The organism is Proteus vulgaris (assembly GCF_023100685.1).
In the GTDB taxonomy this organism is placed as follows: Bacteria; Pseudomonadota; Gammaproteobacteria; order Enterobacterales; family Enterobacteriaceae; genus Proteus.
Genome location: NZ_CP090064.1, coordinates 1,043,814 through 1,065,404, shown reverse-complemented (window position 1 = coordinate 1,065,404; position 21,591 = coordinate 1,043,814). Strand labels below are relative to the sequence as shown.

The following is a 21,591-nucleotide window of genomic DNA, read 5'->3' as shown; positions in this document are numbered from 1 at the left end:
TCTCTTTTTATCTCATATTTTTACGTTATCTCTAATTATAAGAAACCATACATCGCTGCAAATACCCAACCAAAGACACAGGAAACTGTTACACCAATTAATCCCGGTAGGATAAAACTATGGTTTATAACAAAACGCCCTATTCGAGTTGTACCAGAACGGTCAAATTGAATAGCCGCTAAGTCACTAGGATAAGTTGGCAAAATATAGTAACCATAACAAGCGGGTGCAGATGCAATGATATAAGCAGGATCAACACCAATACCTAATGCTAAAGGAACAATTGCGGCTAAAGCTGCTGCTTGAGAGTTAACAAACTTAGATACCAATAATAAAACCACAGCATAAGCCCAAGGATATTCTCGTACTAATTGTCCTAATGCTGCTTCTATTTCTTTCATATGTGCAGAGAACATGGTTTCTGCCATCCAAGCAATACCATATACAGCAACAATTGCTATCATCCCTGAACGGAATACTTCATTTTTAGATATAAGAGACGGATTGGTTTTACAAATAATAATAATTGATGCGCCCGCTAATAACATAAACATCTGAATAACGAGCACCATAGATAACGGTTTACCATTAAATACAGGACGTATTTCAGAAAAAGCACCTAATATCGCAACAACGGCAATAGCACCTAAAAATATCCACATTGCCACCCAGTTTTTCATTGGCAATTTTTTATCTAAAAGTGTTGCTGTATCACCGTAAACATAATCATGGTTTTCAGGAACTGAAATAAACTCTTGGAAGCGTTGGTCTTTATCTAAATCCTTACCTCTAAACCAACTAAAAATACCAATCGCTAAAATACCAATAAAAGTAGAAGGAATAGTAATTGCTAATAAATCTAAAAACTCAAGATGCTTACCATTAAAAGTGACATCACCTAACATTGCCACTAAGGTTACAACAGCAACAGAAACAGGGCTTGCAATAATCCCCATTTGCGAGCCTATAGTACTTGCTGCCATTGGCCTTTCTGGTCGGATATTATTTTTAATCGACACATCATAGATAATTGGCAAAATGGTATAAACAACGTGTCCCGTACCACACAGGATTGTGAGTGTACAAGTTACAAGTGGTGCAACAATAGAAATATATTTTGGATTTTTACGTAATAATTTTTCTGCTATTTGCAACATAACATCTAATCCACCTGATGCTTGTAATGTCGCAGATGCAGAAACAACAGCAATAATAACTAACATTACATCAACTGGCGGTTTTCCTGGTGGTAAGTTAAAAATGAAAACTAAAATAACTAAACCGACACCACCGAGCAGACCTAATGCTATTCCCCCTTTCCTAGCTCCATAAAATAGACACACTAATATAATGGCGAGTTGTATTATAAAATCCATAGTTTACCCCTTGAAAAACACGTCGGAATACAAATAAAAAATAATACAATTGATTTTTTAGCACTTCTTGTAAAAAACATAGTTTATAAAATGTAATTTACGATAACTGTTATACCTATTTTTTTGATCATTGTTATATTTTCAATAATACTTTTCTATTTCATTCAATTTTAAGAACTCATCAACAAATTATTTTTAATAAAAGACAATATCGAACATTAATAGTTATTTAATTAAACTCAATAATAACAATTGAATAACAATGAATATGAAAAATATTAGGGGATTAATAAAAACAAATATTTATCTTGTTGTTTTTAAATATATATTTAAGTTTACCTACCCTTATTTTCTAAATAAGAGTAGGAGATCCTATTTATTATCAAATTTGAAAAAGACAGGAGAATAATATGAATACTTTTATCTTACTGATTTTAAGTGTATTTTTTAATAATAATGCAGATAGAGTTGATCCCAAGGAGGGTTATTACGCTTATTCTTTGAGTAATCAATCACATTTACAGCGTTGTACAGTAAGTCCATGTCCAGATCCTAAGGACTATTAATTTATAACTATATTATTTTAAAGGGAATTTATATGCTTAAACTATATATTTTAATACTTTCATCTCTATTTTCTAGTTATATAAGTGCTCAATATCATAATGAAAACATACAAAAAAAATCATCAATAAATGAGTATTCACATAATGAGACTAATACAACTGATCCTAGTGGTTGCGTTTGGCCACCTTGTGATGATGAGTGGTAATAAACTAAAAAAACAATAAATAATTAGCAAAATAAAAGCCGAACAATCACTGTTCGGCTTTTTATACTGTTATTCCTTTATACCTTTATATAGGTAGCTAAATACTATATATAGTTATATACGGCTATCATTCGCTTTTTGTAATAATACGCCACTCTCTTTCATAAATTGAGAAGCATAATCACCAAACCAATCACTCACGTTATTAAATGAATGGATAAACTCATTCTTTGCATTTATATCTAATAGGTCGATAGCCTGACCTAATGAGTGATGATATCTACGAATTAATTCAATATTCTCTTTCGATGATAAAATAATATCTGCATACAGTTGAGGATCTTGAGCAAATAACCGCCCTATCATTGCCAGTTCTAAGCGATAAATAGGAGATGAAAGTCGCAGTAAACTCGCCAGATCGACTTTTTCTTTTGCTAAATGCTGACCATAAGCAAAGGTAGTAAAATGTCGAAGAGCTTGAATAAAACTCATGTTTTTATCATGCTCTTCTGGTGTAATTGCCTCAATTCTAGCGCCCCATACCATCAATTGCTCTAACAACCATTCAAATTCTTGATGGTTACGACCTTCACAATAAGCCACAACCTGTTTTGCTAAGCTAGGCACATCAGGTCCAAACATAGGATGAAGACCTAAAACAGGCCCACTATGTGCTTTTAACATTGCGTCTAAAGGTTCTTTTTTAATAGAAGCGAGATCCACTAACAAACAACTTTCAGGTAAAGGAGGAAGCTTCCCAATAACCTCAACGGTTAAATGGATAGGTACACTAATAATAACCATCCCTGCATTATCAAAAATAGCAGGTGATTTTATTTGCCATTCATTTGCTTCTAAACTTTCAACTTGATAACCAGAAAGGGTAAATAAACGGGAAAATAGTTTTCCCATTTTGCCATTCCCCCCCACAATCACAATTTTACCCAGTTGAGGATTTAGCGTTTTAAAGCCTTTGTCATTCTCTTTGGTATAAGATTCACGCATTACTCGGCGTAACACATCTTCAATCAAATCTGGGGATATTCCCATTTTCTGCGCATCATTACGCCGAGAAGCAAGCATTGAGGCTTCTCTATCAGGAGCATAAATCGGTAAACCATGGCGATTCTTAACTTCACCAACTTCAGCTACCAATTGCATTCTTTTCGCAAGTAAAGAAAGCAGTGATTTATCTACCTGATCGATTTGCTCACGCAAATTTTGTAATTCTTCAGCCATCTATGCTTGCCTCTTTTTCTTTATGATTATCTAACTTAGCTTACTTTTTTAAATTGCTCTTCACGCTGAGCTAAAATAGGTGAAATTTGCGCATGTAAATTTCTTAATACAGATTCTGTTGTTTCCCAGCTAATGCACGCATCGGTGACTGAAACACCATATTTCATTTCGTTACGAGGCTGTTCTGATGATTGATTGCCTTCATTAATATGACTTTCTAACATAATACCAGTGATAGATTGATTACCTTTAGTGATCTGTTCAATCACTGAATCCACCACGGCGGTTTGACGACGAAAATCTTTATTCGAATTACCGTGGCTACAATCGATCATTAATGACGGTTTTAAGCCTGCTTTTACCATATGGGCTTCACATTGCGCCACATCTTCTTCATGGTAATTTGGCGTTTTACCACCACGTAAAATAACATGTCCATCAGGATTACCTTGCGTTTGTAATAAACACACCTGCCCTGATTGATTAATTCCCATAAAACGATGTGGCATAGAGGCAGCCTTCATTGCATTAATCGCCGTATCAAGATTACCATCAGTTCCGTTTTTAAAACCCACCGGCATTGAAAGTCCTGATGCCATTTCACGGTGAGTCTGAGATTCTGTTGTCCTTGCACCAATCGCAGACCAACTAAATAAATCCCCTAAGTATTGTGGATTATTAGGATCTAATGCTTCAGTTGCCAAAGGCAAACCTAATTGTACAAGTTCAGTTAATAGTTTACGGGCAATATGTAACCCTTTTTCCATTTCAAAGCTACCATCCATAAATGGATCGCTAATTAACCCCTTCCAACCCACTGTTGTACGAGGTTTTTCAAAGTAGACACGCATCACAATGTACAGACTATCACTTAATTCAGACGCTAATACCTTCAGACGTTTTGCGTAATCGATAGCAACATCAACGTCATGAATGGAACAAGGCCCACATACCACAAGTAAACGAGGATCACGACGTTGAACAATTTCAGAGATTGTTTGACGTGATTGAGCAATGGCATGCAGGTCATTGCGACTCAATGGGTATTTTTGTTTTAACTCTTCAGGCGTAATTAAAACCAGCTCTTCGCTGATATTCACATTATTGAGTGCGTCTTTTTGCATGATCATAATTTTTACCTTTTTATATCTGTCATTGTGATTTGTTGTCTGCCTGAAAGATAAGATAACACGCAATGTAAAGAAATCAATCCGTATTTTTAATAAAAATGATATAATTGTAACCTATAGTTTACACTAAATAAGAAAGACAAATATAATTATTAAATTACAACAAGTTAAAGCATAATTAAAAAATAATAATAATGTGACATTGATTAAATTAAAACAATAAAGTGTAATCAAATGTTTACATATTATCTTTTAATGTATTTTGGAATAAGAGGAGTTAAAAAGAGAGGAATATAAAAATAAGTAACAATATAATAAAAATTCAACATAAAAAAAGGTCAGCAAACGCTGACCTTTTAACAATAACTTTCGGATGTGCGAAAGCGTATTATTTAGCGTTAAGACGCTCTTTGATACGAGCAGCCTTACCTGAACGCTCACGCAGGTAGTACAGTTTAGCTTGGCGAACCGCACCACGACGTTTCACAGTGATGCTATCTACGACTGGAGAGTGAGTTTGGAATACACGCTCAACACCTTCGCCATTAGAAATTTTACGAACAGTAAATGCAGAGTGCAGACCGCGGTTACGAATAGCGATAACCACGCCCTCGAATGCCTGCAGACGTTTTTTAGAACCTTCAACAACCCATACCTTAACTTCTACATTATCGCCTGGACGAAATGAAGGTACATCTTGCTTCATTTGTTCTTGTTCGATTTGCTTAATAATATTGCTCATAATAACTCTCTTACCCTAGGTAAACTGATATTAATGACACCTTGTGTCAGACTTACTCTGCTGTACTTTCCAGATATTCCCGTTGGAACTCTGTTAACAGCACTCTTTGCTCGTCAGTCAGAGCTAGGCTTTCCAGAAGCTCAGGTCTTCTTAGCCAGGTTCGACCCAGTGATTGTTTCATACGCCAGCGATTAATATGTGCATGGTTACCTGACAGTAGAACTGCCGGAACTTCCATACCATCTAATACCTCTGGGCGAGTATAGTGAGGATGATCCAGTAAACCTTCAGCAAAAGAATCTTCTTTTGCTGAGGCCGCATGCCCAAGAACCCCCGGAACAAAACGAGCTACAGCATCTATCATTATCATGGCAGGTAATTCCCCACCACTTAATACGTAATCACCTACAGACCATTCTTCATCGATTTCAGTCTGAATGACACGCTCATCTATACCTTCATACCGACCACAAACTAGAATTAGCTTCTCATTTGTTGCCAGCTCACAAACTCCTTGTTGATCGAGTTTGCGTCCCTGAGGTGATAAATAAATCACCTTTGCTCCATCACCTGCCGCAGCTTTCGCTTGATGAATAGCTTCCCTTAAGGGCTGTACCATCATCAACATACCAGGACCACCGCCATAAGGGCGATCATCAACGGTATTGTGTCTGTCGTATGTAAAATCTCGGGGATTCCAACATTCTACATTAAGCAAACCATGCTTAACTGCCCGACCAGTCACCCCGTACTCGGTTATAGAGCGGAACATTTCTGGAAATAGGCTAATTACCCCAATCCACATTTTCGTGTCCCACTATTGAGAACCGTTAACCGGATAATCTAAAAACCAGGATCCCAATCAACGATAATTTTTTTCGCTGAGAGATCGACTTTCTTGATAACCTGCCCATCAAGAAACGGAACTAACCGTTCCCCAACACCGAATGCATCTTTCAGATTAGCTTTAATGACCATTACGTCATTTGAGCCAGTTTCCATCATGTCAGTAATGACACCTAAATCGTAACCTTTGTCAGTTTCAACATGGCAACCCATCAGATCTTTCCAGTAATACTCACCTTCAAGTTCAGGCAGTTGCGATGCATTCACGACAATTTCAACATTAGTTAGGAAATTAGCTGCATCTCTGTCGTCAATACCTTTTAGTTTGACGATAATATCTTGGTTGTGATGTTTCCAACTTTCAATTTCAATAGTTTCCCATTGTCCATGTCGTTGAATAAACCACGGTTGATATTCAAAAATGTTTTCGGCATGTTCGGTGGAGGAAAAAACTCTGAGCCAACCACGGATCCCGTAAGGTGAGCCCAACTTCCCCATAACAATAGGTTCTACAGGCTCTTTTAAGGTTTTTTGTTCGCTCATTGTTACCACCGCGACAGATTAAGCGCTTTTCTTCGCTGATTTGATCAGGCCAGCAACACGTTCTGAAACAGTTGCGCCTTGAGCAACCCAGTGTTCAACACGGTCTACGTCTAAACGTAATTCTTCTGCATTACCGGTTGCCAGTGGGTTATAAAAGCCTACGCGTTCAATGAAACGACCATCACGCGCATTGCGGCTATCGGTTACTACTACTTGGTAAAACGGACGCTTTTTTGCGCCGCCACGAGCTAAACGAATTGTTACCATAACATCCTCATTAGTTAATAAAACAACCAGACGCCATCGAGGAACGGAGTCCGGTTGTCATATAAAAAGCCCGAAAAGTTTACTCACTTTGGGGAAAAAAGCAATCCAAAGCACGTTTTTTTTCCGGCTTTTTGATTTTAACGGCCTGGAAATCCAGGTGGCATCATACCTTTCATGCTACGCATCATCTTAGCCATGCCGCCTTTTTTCATTTTTTTCATCATGCGTTGCATATCATCAAACTGTTTTAACAAACGGTTGACGTCTTGCACTTGCGTTCCTGAACCCGTCGCAATACGGCGTTTTCGAGACCCTTTGATGATTTCGGGTTTTTGGCGCTCTTTTTTAGTCATGGAATTAATAATGGCTTCCATTTTCACTAAAATTGAATCATCCATTTGTGATTTTACAGCATCTGGCACTTGAGACATACCCGGCATTTTGCTTAACATACTCGCCATGCCGCCCATGTTTTTCATTTGCTTTAATTGATCTAAGAAATCATTTAGATCAAAGCCATCACCTTTTTTAAGCTTCGTCGCCAGCTTTTCAGCTTGCGCTCTATCAACTTTGCTTTCAATATCTTCAATTAAAGATAGAACATCACCCATACCTAAAATACGAGAGGCAATACGATCTGGGTGGAAAGGTTCTAAAGCTTCTGTTTTTTCCCCAACACCGAGGAATTTGATAGGTTTACCTGTGATATGACGAATTGATAACGCCGCACCACCACGCGCATCACCATCAACTTTCGTTAAAACAACCCCTGTTAATGGTAATGCTTCGTTAAAGGCTTTTGCTGTATTTGCTGCATCTTGACCCGTCATAGCATCAACAACAAATAAAGTTTCAACCGGGTTAATGGCTTTATGAAGAAGCTGGATCTCCTCCATCATGCCTTCATCTACGTGCAAACGTCCCGCGGTATCCACCAGTAACACATCATAAAATTGAAGCTGTGCATGTTTTAATGCATTACTTGCAATCGTCACTGGGTTTTCTTGCACTGTTGATGGGAAGAAATCAATACCAACTGTTTCAGCCAATGTTTCAAGTTGTTTAATCGCCGCTGGGCGATAAACGTCAGCAGAAACAACCAGAACCTTTTTCTTCTTTTTCTCTTTTAAGAATTTACCTAATTTTGCAACACTGGTTGTTTTACCAGCACCTTGCAAGCCTGCCATTAAAACAACAGCAGGTGGCTGAGCAGAAAGATCAAGGTCAGTATTGACTTCCCCCATCGCATTGACGAGTTCATTTTGAACTATCTTCACAAACTCCTGACCCGGTGTCAGGCTTTTGTTAACTTCATGTCCTACTGCGTTTTCTTTAATTCGCGCAATAAAATCACGAACCACTGGTAAGGCAACGTCGGCTTCTAATAACGCCATACGCACTTCACGCAGTGTCTCTTTAATGTTTTCTTCGGTCAGTCTTCCTCGACCGCTTATATTGCGCAGCGTGCGCGATAATCTGTCACTTAAATTCTCAAACATTATCTTAGCTCAGTGTTAAAGTTGGGCTTATCAGTATGTATGTCATCGATTATATCACGATGACTCTCGGATCTCTGCATAGAGATTTAAGCTTAATGACTTCAATAGTTGGAGCCGAATGCTCCTAGCGCTATACTAGGAAGTTATTCAAACAATATATGTAAGCGAAACTATGCCCGTTATATCAATCTCTATCGTCGCTGTCTGCGCTTATTTACTCAGTCTGGTGCTCATTTTACCGGGCCTGTTACGAAAAGAGCAGAATGGATACCGTGGATTAGCACTCCTCTTCGCGGTTATTGCGCTTGTTGCGCATGCTATTTCATTAAAATTTTTAATTTTCCGTCCTCATAGCGGGCAGGATCTTTCACTCACCAATCTAGGTGCCGTTGTAAGCCTGATGGTCTGCGTTATTATGACGATTGTGGCTTCTCGTGGCCGAGCATGGTTTTTACTGCCTATTGTTTATTGTTTTGCAATAGTCAATCTTGTCATTGCGGCACTCATGCCGGGTGAATTTGTTACACATCTTGAAAGTAGCACATCACTCTTTATTCATATTGGGCTTGCATTATTAAGTTATGCCACATTATTGATTGCAGCGTTATATGCATTACAACTGAGTTGGCTAGACTATCAACTAAAGAATAAGAAACTAAAATTTTCACCTCAAATGCCACCATTAATGACAATTGAACGAAAAATGTTTCACATTACACAGGTGGGTGTTGTGTTACTAACACTAACATTGTGTACAGGTTTGGTGTACATGGATAATATTTTTGGTAAAGAAAATATCCATAAATCGATTTTTTCTATCATCGCTTGGTTTGTTTACGTCATTTTATTATGGGGACATTTCCGCGAAGGATGGAGAGGAAAAAAAGTCATTATTTTTAACTTGATTGGCGCCATTATTTTGACATTAGCTTTTTTTGGTAATCGTTTATTACAAGAGTTAGTGCTTAATTAATTTTTATTTTAGGGTAGCAAAAGGATCTCAATTTTGGAGCATGTGTCGACAACTACGCTCATTATCATACTAATAGCGATGATTATTGCCTCAGCTTATTTTTCTGGAACAGAAACCAGCATGATGACGATTAATCGTTATCGTCTTCGTCATGCGGCAAAACAAGGAAATCGCTCTGCAAAACGTGTTGAAAAACTATTACAACGTCCGGACAGATTGATCAGTTTGGTATTGATTGGCAATAATCTGATTAATATCGTCGCATCTGCATTAGCGACTATTGTGGGTATGCGTTTATATGGTAATGCTGGTGTTGCTATAGCCACAGGTATATTAACTTTTGTGATCCTTATTTTTGCTGAAGTATTACCAAAATCAATCGCAGCACTGTATCCAGAACGGGTCGCCTATCCAAGTAGTGTTATTCTCTCTCCTTTGCAAAAACTGATGCTACCTATTGTTTGGTTTTTTAATAAAATCACATTAATACTGATGCGAATTTTAGGGATCAAATCGCCAGTAATACAAGGTAATGCTGTTTCAAAAGAAGAGCTACGAACAATTGTAAATGAGTCAAAATCAAAGCTTTCCCAAAGAAATCAAAATATGTTGCTTTCTATTCTTGATTTAGAAAAAGTGACTATTGGCGATATTATGGTACCAAGAAATGAGATTTTTGGTATTGATGTCAATGATGAATGGAAATCCATCGTAAGACAGTTAACCCATTCTCCTCATGGTCGAATAGTGCTTTATCGCGATACACTTGATGATGCCATTGGTATGCTACGAGTACGAGAAGCCTATCGCTTAATGACTGAGAAAAAAGAATTCACCAAACAAATTTTGATAAAAGCGGCAGATAAAGTCTATTTTATTCCTGAAAGCACACCTTTAAATTTACAGCTTGTCAATTTTCAGCTGAATAATGAAAAAGCGGGTATTGTGGTTGATGAATACGGTGAGATTCAAGGTTTAGTCACCGTTGAAGATATTCTAGAAGAAATTGTGGGTGACTTTACCACCTCAATGTCACCTTCATTAGCAGAAGAAGTTATCCCTCAAAAAGATGGTTCATTGCTCGTTGACGGTACAACAAATATTCGAGATATCAATAAAGCATTTGGTTGGCATTTACCTGAAGATGAAGCCAGAACCATTAACGGCGTCATTATTGAAGAGCTTGGCGATTTACCCGTTGTCGGCAATAAAATAAAAGTCAGTGATTATGAATTTGAAATACTTGATGTTCAAGACAACGTCATCAAAAAGGCTTTAATTCGCCATCTCGTGCTACCTCATCTTTAACGATGACTAGTCCTGATATAGGTTGACAACTTTTCAGGCATAAAACGCTCGATGTACTTCATCGGGCGTTTTATAGTTTAACGATAAGTGTGGCCGTTTTTCATTATAGAGTTGAATTGATTCTTCTACTAATTTTCTTGCTTGTTCTAGATTACTCGGTTTTATCAGTAGATACTCCATTTTTAATATTCCATTAATTCGTTCTGCTAAGGCATTTTGATAACAATCATACCCATCAGCCATAGAACATTGAATATTATGCTCTTTATGTATCTCCTGATATTCCGAAGAACAATACTGTATCCCTCGATCTGAATGATGGATTAACGAAGTTGTCGAAGTCCGTTTTTTTAACGCCTGAACCAACGATTTCTTCACTGAACTTGTTTTCATATTGTTATCTAAATGATATCCCACGATTTTTCGTGAATACGCATCCGTAATTAAACTTAAATAAGTATCACCTTCATGCGTCGATAAATAGGTAATATCTGCCACCCAAAGCTGTTCTGGTTGTGTGGGGATAAACCCTGACTTAATTAAATTTGGATGCCGATGAAAACGATGATGGCTTAAGGTTGTTCGATGATAAGCCCGTTTATTAGGCACCAGTAACTGATGTTCTTTCAATAAAGAAAATAGCCGATCACGACCAATAACCATCTGTTTTTGCTTTAAAATAAAATGTAATTTACGCCCACCCAGTCGAGGTTGTAAGACTCGTTCAGATTTAACAACATCAATAATGGCCGAATCTGCTTTCTTTCGTTCCTCAGTTCTATCCAGCCTCTTGTAATAAGCCTGTCGGCTGATCTGCATAAAACGGCAAGCAATTGTTACGGTGAGGTTTTTAACCGTTTTTTCTTTAATAACTCGGCTTTGCGCTTTTTTGACAAACGAACTCCAAAGTCTCTATCCATGACTTTAACCACAGCTTCGAAAAAATCGGATTTAAGCCGAGCTTCTTCAAGTTCCTTTTCAAGGATCTTAATGCGTTGTTCCGGCGTTTGTTGTTCAGAAGATTGGGTCATAGCTGAACCTCTATAAAAAGTATCAGGGGTACCGTTTGACCAATCTAACCTACCATGCTTACGAAGCCAAACTAAAACAGTAGAGCATCCTTGTATACCATAGTGATCTTGGGCTTGTTTATAGGTTATTTCGCCTTTTTCAACTTGGTCAACAAGCTGTAATTTAAAAGCGAGAGAATAATCGCGTTGAGTCCGTTTAGTGATTGGTTTCATTACATTCTCCAATTTCAGATTGGAAAAGTGTCAACCTTATTTAGGACGGGTCACGAATACAAAATAAAGCGCTTATTTAAGCGCTTTATTTTTGCTGTTTATCCCAATTCAAATCGTAATTTACTATTACGAAAATCAAATTCTCTCGCAGGTTTCAAATAGAAAGGAGTTATCACTTGTTCTGTCTTAAGTTGAGTGGGTCTTACTTGTTGATAATCAGAATAAAAACCATGATTCTTTATCCACATCACTAAATTAAGTGCAGGCTCATGAGAATAAGAATAACCGTACTCTTCTCGTCGGCAAATAAAACACGCTGTTTCGCCTTTGCTTAAAGTAAGAGAAAGAGACTTGCGTGGAAAATTAGTAATGATAGAGCCATCACCTTTTACTGATTCAATATTGAAATTATGAGGTGCTAAAGTCTGAATATTTTCATATTTTAAATCTAAACTTTCACCAGAATAACTATTAGTTTTAATTCTATCCTCCTGAAAATACCAATGATATTCTTCATCTTCTTTTTCTTTATAGAGATAATCCCCACCGATTTTGATTATCGTATTAGTTTCAGCTTTAGTTATTTTTTCAAATCGTTGAGTCTCTATTTCTGAGGAAAATAACAAATGTTCAGGCTTGATAATGAGCTCAGGCTCAGAGTGAAACCGCCTAACATACTGTTTATGTACACGCTCAAAATAACGATATTCTTGTGCTTTAGAGAGGCCCTGATAGAAAAAAGCATCTTTAGGAAATTGAGTACGCAACGTACTTTTACCAAAAAAATAAAATTCTCGAACAAAAAACTCTAAAACCAATTTAGGCGATAAGAATTGGTGATTTTCCATAACAAAAGTGTACTCCGTGTATTAAGCATAAATTTAATCCATTATTGTAATAACAATATAAGAAGATAAGAAAATAAAACAATGGGATAACGAAAAGAAAAAGAGGAAGGATATTAGAATAAAAAGAGACAATAAATCAGGATGCGAATTTCTTGATCTATTGTCCCCTAGTTTTATAAAGTAGCTAAATCTAGATATGTAGCTCTTTTAATGTCTCTTCAGGAAGTGCTAATTCGTCGTTATGATTAATACCAATATTATGAGCTAAAATGTCTCGTGCAATATCTTGCGCTTCAGTCAGAGAATGCATTTCATAAGTGCCGCATTGATACACATTTAACTCAGGGATATGATTTTGATCTTTTACTTTCAAAACATCTTCCATTGCTGCTTTCCATGCATTAGCAACTCGCTGTTCTTCTGGTTGCCCAATTAAGCTCATATAGAAGCCGGTACGGCATCCCATTGGGGAGATATCAATAATCTCAACACCATTACCATTAAGATGGTTACGCATGAAGCCAGCGAACAAATGCTCTAATGTGTGAATTCCTTTCTCAGGCATGGCTTTTTTATTTGGCACAGTAAAACGCAAATCAAATACCGTGATGGTATCACCAGATGGCGTTTTCATTGTTTTAGCAACGCGTACAGCTGGTGCAGACATACGTGTATGGTCAACAGTAAAGCTATCCAATAAAGGCATAAAAAACCTCCTAAGAAAAATTTAAATATTTTTAAGAAAAAATGAAACTTTCTGCAAGTAGCTCGGTCTTAGTAATGAATACGCGCAAAATGTTATCATCCCTATTTCTCTATAGAATTTTTCAGCCACACAAATCTTAGTGTGGCTTTTTTCTATCTAAGTTTAGGAAGCCACGTTATCGGCATTTGCCCCTGCATGGATCTTCAAATACTCATCAAAAGAAATGGTATCACTCTTTTCTAACTCTTCTTGACGTTTTATGGATGAAATTCTCTCATGATCAAAAGCTTCATCAGTCAACGTTTCATAAGGTGTTTTAATTAATTCTTGGTAATATTCTTCCGCTAAAGATAAACCATAACTGCCAATGCCTTGTGTTTTGATTTTCTCTAACAGCCTACCAGAGAAGGTTAGCTCTGGATTATCAAACATTTCTTCTAACTTAACACAAACTTCCATGTATTTTGTGCCAGAACAACAATCAAGCACATTTGCCACACGTTTTAAATCCGCAAATAACGCTTTACCTACTTGTGCTAATGGTTCTTTTCTTTCACCACAACCCATTCCAATAACTTGACCAGGCTTACGCCCTTCTAGAATAACGTTATTCCAATTTGCACGACAACACGCTAATTCAGAAGCACTCATTTCAGGTGCATCAGCTAAAACACACCAAATTAAGAATAAATCAAGGAAACGAATTTGTGTTTCATCGACACCAATTGGCGTAAATGGATTGATATCGAGTGAGCGAACTTCGATATATTCAATACCACCACGTAATAAAGCATCAGAAGGCGATTCATCCCCTTTAACGACACGCTTAGGACGAATAGGTGCATAAAGCTCATTTTCAATCTGCAGTACATTGGTGTTTAATTGAATGTACTCACCATCTTTATTCTTAATACCCAGTTTAGCAAATTCGTCAGATGGTTTATGAATCGCTTTTTTCAGCCCTTTAACGTAGGTTCCAAGGTGATTAAAGGTAATATCTAAATCACTTTGTGATTTATTGGTATATCCCAAGTCACTTAAACGTAATGACGTTGCATAAGGTAAATATTTCGCACCTTTTGGCGTACTTTCAAATGGTAAGTTTGTCTCTCTTCCCTTCAAGAAAGATCCACAAATTGCTGGCGATGCACCAAAAAAGAATGGAATAACCCAACCAAAGCGATAATAGTTACGGATCAAACGCAGATAACCGTCTGAAATCGCTTCTTTACCACTCTCTTCATCTTTTACATTCGCCCATGCTTGCCAAAATTCAATAGGTAATGAAAAGTTATAATGCACACCTGAAATGGTTTGCATTAAAGCACCATAACGATTTTTCAATCCTTCACGATATAACGTTTTAAAACGCCCTACATTGGATGTGCCAAATTGAGCAAGCGTAATCTTATCTTCCGCTTCAATAAAGCAAGGCATACTCATAGGCCACATACGTTCATTGTCTAAGTGACGCGCCGTATAGCGATGTAAATCGCCTAAAAAATGCAAGGTATGTGAAATATTGTCATCAACAGGCGTAATAAACTCTAACAGAGACTCAGCAAAATCCGTTGTGATCCATTTATGAGTTAATGATTTACCCAATGAAATAGGGTGTTCTGTTGATGCTAAATTGCCTTCTGGCGTTACTCTTAAGGTTTCGCGCTCAATACCACGGTGGATGCCACATAAAACTTTAGGGTGTGCTTCCAACCAAGAAAGCGCTTTGGATACGTCCGGGATCAAAGGTGACCTCCCGCGTTGATTAATGTAAGTAAATAGATAGGAGTTACTTTATCGTAAAGTCACTAAATTGTCGCTGATTAGATGATGTTAGCATTGTTAGTTGATGCTAAACAAAAGATTAACATCATAAGAAATAAGCGAATTATAGAAAGCAAAAAGCCTCGCTATTGCGAGGCTTAAAAGATGGTGCATCCTGGAGGATTCGAACCTCCGACCGCTCGGTTCGTAGCCGAGTACTCTATCCAGCTGAGCTAAGGATGCAGGTCTAACGAATTATTCTAGAAATGATTTACTACAATATCTGATAAAAGATGGTGCATCCTGGAGGATTCGAACCTCCGACCGCTCGGTTCGTAGCCGAGTACTCTATCCAGCTGAGCTAAGGATGCGTCGTAGTAATCTTTCTAGCTGCTCATATTGCAATTGGCATAATGAGTAATGAGATGGTGCATCCTGGAGGATTCGAACCTCCGACCGCTCGGTTCGTAGCCGAGTACTCTATCCAGCTGAGCTAAGGATGCGCCGTTTTTATACTTTACTCTTTTAATGCAAATTATTCACCATTTGCACCAAAATAAAAACCCCATACATTAATCATGGGGTTGGAATTGGTGCATCCTGGAGGATTCGAACCTCCGACCGCTCGGTTCGTAGCCGAGTACTCTATCCAGCTGAGCTAAGGATGCAATCTAAATGGCGGTGAGAGAGGGATTCGAACCCTCGATGCAGCTTTTGACCGCATACTCCCTTAGCAGGGGAGCGCCTTCAGCCTCTCGGCCATCTCACCATATTTAGAACCACTCGAAGAAGTTCTTACTGAACATCTCGTCTCTGTGTGGCGCACATATTACTTTCTCAGCCTAAGAAGTCAAACAATTTTTCTCAACTTTTTACGAATATACGTTTGTTTGAACACTTCACAAACAAACTGATGCGTTTATCAGCAAGATTGGCTAAAAAAGTCCTAAACACAATGATATCTCTGATGAAAAATCATTCAAGTATTTTATTCTCATAACAAATATATTTATTCTCAAAACAAATAATTGTGAAGCGAATGATTAGAGGTAAAAAGAGTTTCAATTCTGTCAATCAGAATAAACGGATAGTGTAATAATAAATGCAACTCAAGGAGAGTGAAGATAGGAACCAAAAAGGGAATAAAAAGTCTTAGAAAGAGAAAAGCGCCCAGACCCGGCAAAAGTGTGGACGCTTACGAATGAATTGTAACTAACTAAAAATGGGAATTTGTTTAGTAGTTATCGGTAGGCTGAGTTTTCTCGGCCTGAATTCGTTGATAGATCTCTTCACGATGGACAGATACTTCTTTGGGTGCATTTACGCCAATCCGTACCTGATTACCTTTAACCCCTAAAACGGTTACGGTTACATCATCGCCTATCATAAGCGTTTCACCAACTCGACGAGTTAGAATAAGCATTCTTTGCTCCTTGAAAATTTACAAGAGTCGGGTCTCTAGAATTTCCCGGCCATTATCCATCATACATTGTCAATTCGTATAATCATTATTTATCACAAGTAACTCATACTTCATAACAAAATATAAATTTAGTGACTGATTATTTAACGGATCATCAATATCTCTATAAGGCGTTATCCCTATAAATAAGGAATAACGCCTTTTTTCAGGTTATTATCGCTTACAGATGCGATTCAACCCACTCGTCAACACTTGCCAAAGCCACAGGTAAAGCATCAATATCAGTACCACCAGCTTGAGCCATATCAGGGCGACCGCCACCTTTACCGCCGATTTGCTGTGCTACAAAACTAATTAACTCACCTGCTTTAACTTTAGCAGTCAAATCTTTAGTGACCCCAACAATTAAGCTCACTTTACCATCAGAAATAGTAGAAAGCACAATAATTGCTGAACCCAATTGATTTTTTAAATCGTCAACCATCGTTCTTAACATTTTTGGCTCAACACCATTAAGCTCACGAACTAAAAGTTTGATACCTTTCACGTTTTTAGCTTGTCCACCCAAAGAAGAACTTTCTTGGGCAGCTTGCTGATCTTTTAGTTGTTGGAGTTCTTTTTCTAATAAGCGGTATTTTTCTTGGACTGTCTTAATTCTTTCAACCAAGTTTGTACCGTCACTTTTTAGAACTTGTGCAACAAGAGAGATAAGGTCTGATTGCTCATGAACACTCTCAATTGCTGTAATACCTGTAATTGCCTCAATACGGCGAATACCAGCAGCAGTACCTGACTCACTGATAATACGGAACAAACCAATATCACCCGTTCTAGAAGCGTGAGTACCACCGCAAAGCTCAGTAGAGAAATCACCCATGGTTAAAACACGAACACGTTCATCGTATTTCTCACCAAACAGTGCCATAGCACCTTTCTCTTTAGCGTCTTCAAGATCCATTAACTCAGTGACAACAGGTGAGTTAAGACGGATTTGTGCGTTTACAATGTCTTCGATTTTGCGCAATTGTTCTGGTTTAACTGCTTCAAAATGAGAGAAGTCAAAACGCAGGTATTTATCGTTAACCAAAGAACCTTTTTGCGTAACATGCGTACCCAGTACTTGGCGTAATGCAGCATGTAATAAGTGAGTCGCAGAGTGATTTAAGCGAATGGCATCACGGCGAGCAATATCAATGTTAGCATTGATTTTATGGTTAACAATAAATGACCCTACGTTAACTTTACCAATATGGCCAATCGCTTTACCGTATTTTTGCGTATCTGTGACTTCAAACTGACTATCTTTGCCTATCAGAACACCTTTATCGCCAACCTGTCCACCAGACTCGGCATAGAATGCCGTTTTATTTAAGAAGATAATCCCTTCTTCGCCTGCTTTTAATTCAGTGACTGATTGTCCGTTATGGAAAATGGCAGTAATTGTACCCTGCTGTTCATTATGATCATAACCAGAGAAATCACTGCGACTATCAACTTTAATAAGACTATTATAGTCAGTACCGAAACCGCTGGATTCACGAGCACGTTTACGTTGCTCTTCCATCGCGACTTCAAAGCCTTTCTCATCAACTTTGATATTTCTTTCGCGACAAACATCAGCAGTTAAATCAAGAGGGAAACCATATGTATCATAAAGGCGGAAAGCGGTTTCACCCGGAAGAACGTCATCTTTTAATTGAGCAAGCTCTTCATCTAATAGTTGAAGACCACGTTCTAATGTACGAGCAAACTGCTCTTCTTCCGTTTTTAATACTTTTTCAACGATAGCTTGTTGGCGTTTTAATTCTTCACCCGCTTCTGCCATCACTTCAATTAATGGAGCGACTAATTTATAGAAGAAGGTATCTTTGGCACCAAGCATATAACCATGACGTACTGCTCGACGAATAATACGACGCAGAACATAGCCACGGCCTTCATTAGAAGGGATAACGCCATCGCAAATAAGGAATGAACAAGAACGAATATGATCGGCAATAACGCGTAATGATTTATTTTCTAAATCCGTTGCATTAGTCACTTGTGCAACAGATTTAATTAAAGAACGGAATAAATCAATGTCATAGTTAGAGTTTACATGTTGTAAAACAGCGGTAATACGCTCTAACCCCATTCCCGTATCAACAGATGGTTTCGGCAGTGGATCCATAGTGCCATCTGACTGACGATTAAATTGCATGAAAACGATATTCCAGATCTCAATATAGCGATCGCCGTCTTCTTCTGGTGATCCTGGAGGTCCGCCCCAAATGTGGTCACCATGATCATAAAATATTTCGGTACAAGGTCCACAAGGGCCAGTGTCACCCATTTGCCAGAAGTTATCTGATGCAAATGGTGCGCCTTTATTATCACCAATGCGGATTATTCTTTCGGCAGGAATACCAATTTCTTTATTCCAAATATCATAAGCTTCATCGTCTGTGGCATATACCGTTACCCAAAGTCTTTCTTTAGGTAAGTTAAACCACTCTTTGCTGGTTAATAATTCCCAAGCAAAATTGATTGCGTCATGTTTGAAATAGTCACCAAAACTGAAATTACCTAGCATTTCAAAAAAAGTATGGTGACGAGCAGTATAACCCACATTTTCTAAATCGTTATGTTTACCACCTGCACGCACACAACGTTGTGCAGTTGTCGCTCGGGAATAAGGTCTATTGTCCAATCCAAGAAATACATCTTTGAATTGGTTCATCCCTGCGTTTGTAAACAGCAATGTTGGATCGTTATTTGGAACCAAAGAACTGCTAGGTACTATTTGATGTCCTTTAGTATGAAAAAAGTCGAGAAACGCCTGACGGATCTCAGCGGTGCTTTTGCTCATAATTATCCCGAAATCAAGCTGGAAAAACAGAAATTAGAAATCTAGTTAGAGGAGGTTTATTGTTACCTCTACTTAGCCAACGAATACATAAGTAGGGATAAGATAGAATTTCTTCTGTCAGAAGTAAAACCCCCGATAAACTTATTCGTGTTGACATTGTAAATCGTCTAGTTTTTTTCTGAAAGTGGGATTGTTATCTGAGAATGGGACTTTTCTCTATTTAAGAGAGATTATTCTAAGAAATGTAAGTAGTTTAAAGTATTTTCATTTTGTAATTATTAAAAACTATTTGTTATTATTAGTTTTTTATCTCATCACATACTATATGTGTTTTTTTCTTAAATAATTTCTTTTTCTTATAGCAATCAATAATAAACACATAAGCATTATCACTTAAAACAAATAATAAACTCACGATAACTTGCTAAAATAAAAGTGTTTCTCAGTATAAAACCTATCTCATCACTAAATAATCTCTAAAATACTATCTAAATTAGATTCAAATATCTTGAAGGTATTTATCACTATATGTCAATTATTTACTATCTGGTTCAACCAGATGATAGTAGTGATTCTTATTTAGATTTGTAATTTATGAGAATATATCATCAAAACTTCACTATATAAACTTTCATACAACTATAAAAAATAGTTAGTAAAAAATATCGTTATATCAAATAAAATAGTGTTAAAGGCTGATTTTGATGGATAGAAAATAGAATAAACTCGATATAAACCCTAAATTGGATAAATAATACTGCATACAACAAAAAGGAAGCTTTTTTAGAGCTTCCTTTTTTAAGTGAGTTAAATCACATTAATTGACTAACCATTTATCATTATAATGATAATAAATTGTCTAAATATGGAATCAGTTAGTGGTTTTATCACAAACTAAGAGAGATTATTCTTCCGCCTCTCCGAGATCGGCCGCATCACCTTCATTCGTGAAATCAGCTGCACTTGTAAACTCACCTGCGTGGTTTAATAACATTTCACGTAGTTTGGTATTTAAATCATCGTACATTTCTGAATGCTCTTTTAGGTAAGTTGTTGCATTGGCTTTACCTTGACCAATCTTCTCACCATTATAGCTGTACCATGCACCCGCTTTCTCTACCAATTTATGTTTAACACCTAAATCAATCAGTTCACCAAAGGTATTGATGCCTTCGCCATACATAATTTGGAATTCAGCTTGTTTAAATGGTGCTGCAATTTTATTTTTCACCACTTTAACGCGTGTTTCACTACCCACAACTTCATCACCGGTTTTAACAGAACCGATACGACGAATATCTAAACGAACAGATGCGTAGAACTTAAGCGCATTACCACCAGTTGTGGTTTCTGGGTTACCAAACATAACACCAATTTTCATACGAATTTGGTTGATGAAAATAAGTAATGTATTTGAGTTTTTCAGGTTACCCGCTAATTTACGCATAGCTTGGCTCATCATACGAGCAGCAAGACCAACGTGAGAATCACCGATTTCACCTTCAATTTCAGCTTTTGGCGTTAACGCAGCAACGGAGTCAACAACGATAACATCAACAGCACCAGAGCGAGATAATGCATCACAAATTTCTAAGGCTTGCTCACCGGTATCAGGCTGAGAACACAGCAGATTATCAATATCTACGCCTAATTTTTTTGCATAAATTGGATCTAATGCGTGTTCAGCATCGATAAACGCACATATTTTACCTTCACGTTGAGCTGAAGCGATAACTTGTAGTGTTAAAGTTGTTTTACCTGAAGATTCTGGGCCATAGATTTCAACAATGCGACCACGTGGTAAACCACCAGCACCTAAAGCAACGTCTAATGATAAAGAACCTGTAGAGATGGTTTCAACGTTCATGGAACGATCTTCGCCCAGACGCATGATAGACCCTTTACCAAATTGCTTTTCAATTTGACCAAGTGCTGCGGCCAATGCTTTTTGTTTGTTTTCATCAATAGCCATGTTATCTCCCTCTGGGCAGTGAAGCATAAGGATGGGTCACTACCATTAAAACGTGTATGATTTTGCTTGTTGAAATTTATTATACTGTATA

18 protein-coding genes and 5 tRNA genes are annotated in these 21,591 nt (G+C 37.5%); 3 read left to right on the top strand and 20 right to left on the bottom strand.

Translation table 11 applies throughout. The features are described from left to right. Positions 1–35 precede the first annotated feature (35 nt). Positions 36–1,376 carry an anaerobic C4-dicarboxylate transporter gene (locus tag LW139_RS05065; RefSeq protein ID WP_109409473.1) on the bottom strand — a complete coding sequence of 447 codons (1,341 nt, stop codon included), beginning with the start codon at positions 1,374–1,376 and terminating at the stop codon, positions 36–38. Positions 1,377–1,786: 410 nt separating this feature from the next. On the opposite strand from LW139_RS05065, the gene LW139_RS05060 reads away from it, so the two are divergent. Then, positions 1,787–1,942, top strand: a complete 156-nt coding sequence (locus LW139_RS05060) for a hypothetical protein (protein ID WP_166540966.1) — start codon at positions 1,787–1,789, stop codon at positions 1,940–1,942. A gap of 320 nt (positions 1,943–2,262) precedes the next feature. Here LW139_RS05060 and tyrA read toward each other — a convergent pair whose 3' ends face one another. From tyrA to ffh, 7 genes are all read right to left on the bottom strand, one after another. Further along, on the bottom strand, positions 2,263–3,387 hold the full coding sequence (gene tyrA / locus LW139_RS05055) for a bifunctional chorismate mutase/prephenate dehydrogenase (RefSeq protein ID WP_166540967.1): 1,125 nt from the start codon (positions 3,385–3,387) through the stop codon (positions 2,263–2,265). A gap of 35 nt (positions 3,388–3,422) precedes the next feature. Next, positions 3,423–4,517: a 3-deoxy-7-phosphoheptulonate synthase gene (locus LW139_RS05050; RefSeq protein ID WP_109409471.1), complete on the bottom strand. Its 1,095-nt coding sequence runs from the start codon at positions 4,515–4,517 to the stop codon at positions 3,423–3,425. A gap of 388 nt (positions 4,518–4,905) precedes the next feature. After that, positions 4,906–5,259, bottom strand: coding sequence for a 50S ribosomal protein L19 (gene rplS / locus LW139_RS05045; protein ID WP_036932575.1), 354 nt, complete (start codon positions 5,257–5,259; stop codon positions 4,906–4,908). A 52-nt stretch (positions 5,260–5,311) separates the two neighbouring features. Next, positions 5,312–6,064, bottom strand: a complete 753-nt coding sequence (trmD, locus tag LW139_RS05040; RefSeq protein ID WP_072070877.1) for a tRNA (guanosine(37)-N1)-methyltransferase TrmD — start codon at positions 6,062–6,064, stop codon at positions 5,312–5,314. A 38-nt stretch (positions 6,065–6,102) separates the two neighbouring features. After that, complete coding sequence (gene rimM / locus LW139_RS05035; protein ID WP_036932577.1) at positions 6,103–6,648, bottom strand: ribosome maturation factor RimM; 546 nt, start codon at positions 6,646–6,648, stop codon at positions 6,103–6,105. Between the two features lie 18 nt (positions 6,649–6,666). Next, complete coding sequence (gene rpsP, locus LW139_RS05030; RefSeq protein ID WP_004244772.1) at positions 6,667–6,915, bottom strand: 30S ribosomal protein S16; 249 nt, start codon at positions 6,913–6,915, stop codon at positions 6,667–6,669. 137 nt (positions 6,916–7,052) lie between these two features. Further along, positions 7,053–8,414, bottom strand: coding sequence for a signal recognition particle protein (gene ffh / locus LW139_RS05025; RefSeq protein WP_166540968.1), 1,362 nt, complete (start codon positions 8,412–8,414; stop codon positions 7,053–7,055). 172 nt (positions 8,415–8,586) lie between these two features. Here ffh and LW139_RS05020 point away from each other — a divergent pair, with 172 nt between their 5' ends. Beyond that, complete coding sequence (locus tag LW139_RS05020; RefSeq protein WP_166540969.1) at positions 8,587–9,387, top strand: cytochrome C assembly family protein; 801 nt, start codon at positions 8,587–8,589, stop codon at positions 9,385–9,387. A 33-nt stretch (positions 9,388–9,420) separates the two neighbouring features. Further along, positions 9,421–10,695, top strand: coding sequence for a CNNM domain-containing protein (locus LW139_RS05015; RefSeq protein ID WP_166540970.1), 1,275 nt, complete (start codon positions 9,421–9,423; stop codon positions 10,693–10,695). Positions 10,696–10,728: 33 nt separating this feature from the next. Here the strand turns inward: LW139_RS05015 and LW139_RS05010 are convergent. From LW139_RS05010 to recA, 12 genes are all read right to left on the bottom strand, one after another. Continuing rightward, a protein-coding gene (locus LW139_RS05010) for an IS3 family transposase (RefSeq protein ID WP_247850713.1) occupies positions 10,729–11,939 on the bottom strand; the annotation gives its coding sequence in 2 pieces (ribosomal slippage) (positions 10,729–11,597 and positions 11,597–11,939; 1,212 coding nt in all). 98 nt (positions 11,940–12,037) lie between these two features. After that, the gene (locus tag LW139_RS05005) at positions 12,038–12,787 is read right to left on the bottom strand and encodes a hypothetical protein (protein WP_166540971.1); all 750 of its coding nucleotides are present in this window, start codon (positions 12,785–12,787) and stop codon (positions 12,038–12,040) included. Positions 12,788–12,977: 190 nt separating this feature from the next. Then, entirely contained in the window at positions 12,978–13,493 is a 516-nt protein-coding gene (luxS, locus tag LW139_RS05000; protein WP_109409466.1) for an S-ribosylhomocysteine lyase, read from the bottom strand. A 162-nt stretch (positions 13,494–13,655) separates the two neighbouring features. Beyond that, entirely contained in the window at positions 13,656–15,239 is a 1,584-nt protein-coding gene (gshA, locus tag LW139_RS04995; protein ID WP_247850712.1) for a glutamate--cysteine ligase, read from the bottom strand. Positions 15,240–15,423: 184 nt separating this feature from the next. Next, positions 15,424–15,500, bottom strand: a tRNA-Arg gene (locus LW139_RS04990). Between the two features lie 51 nt (positions 15,501–15,551). Then, a tRNA-Arg gene (locus tag LW139_RS04985) sits at positions 15,552–15,628 on the bottom strand. Positions 15,629–15,683: 55 nt separating this feature from the next. After that, positions 15,684–15,760, bottom strand: a tRNA-Arg gene (locus LW139_RS04980). Positions 15,761–15,848: 88 nt separating this feature from the next. Continuing rightward, positions 15,849–15,925: transfer RNA gene (locus tag LW139_RS04975), tRNA-Arg, on the bottom strand. A gap of 8 nt (positions 15,926–15,933) precedes the next feature. Beyond that, positions 15,934–16,026: transfer RNA gene (locus LW139_RS04970), tRNA-Ser, on the bottom strand. Positions 16,027–16,491: 465 nt separating this feature from the next. After that, positions 16,492–16,680 (bottom strand): carbon storage regulator CsrA, encoded by a 189-nt coding sequence (csrA, locus tag LW139_RS04965; RefSeq protein WP_004244778.1) that lies wholly within the window; start codon positions 16,678–16,680, stop codon positions 16,492–16,494. Positions 16,681–16,900: 220 nt separating this feature from the next. Beyond that, positions 16,901–19,528, bottom strand: a complete 2,628-nt coding sequence (alaS, locus tag LW139_RS04960; RefSeq protein ID WP_166540973.1) for an alanine--tRNA ligase — start codon at positions 19,526–19,528, stop codon at positions 16,901–16,903. Between the two features lie 904 nt (positions 19,529–20,432). Next, on the bottom strand, positions 20,433–21,500 hold the full coding sequence (recA, locus tag LW139_RS04955) for a recombinase RecA (RefSeq protein WP_166540974.1): 1,068 nt from the start codon (positions 21,498–21,500) through the stop codon (positions 20,433–20,435). Positions 21,501–21,591: the final 91 nt, after the last annotated feature.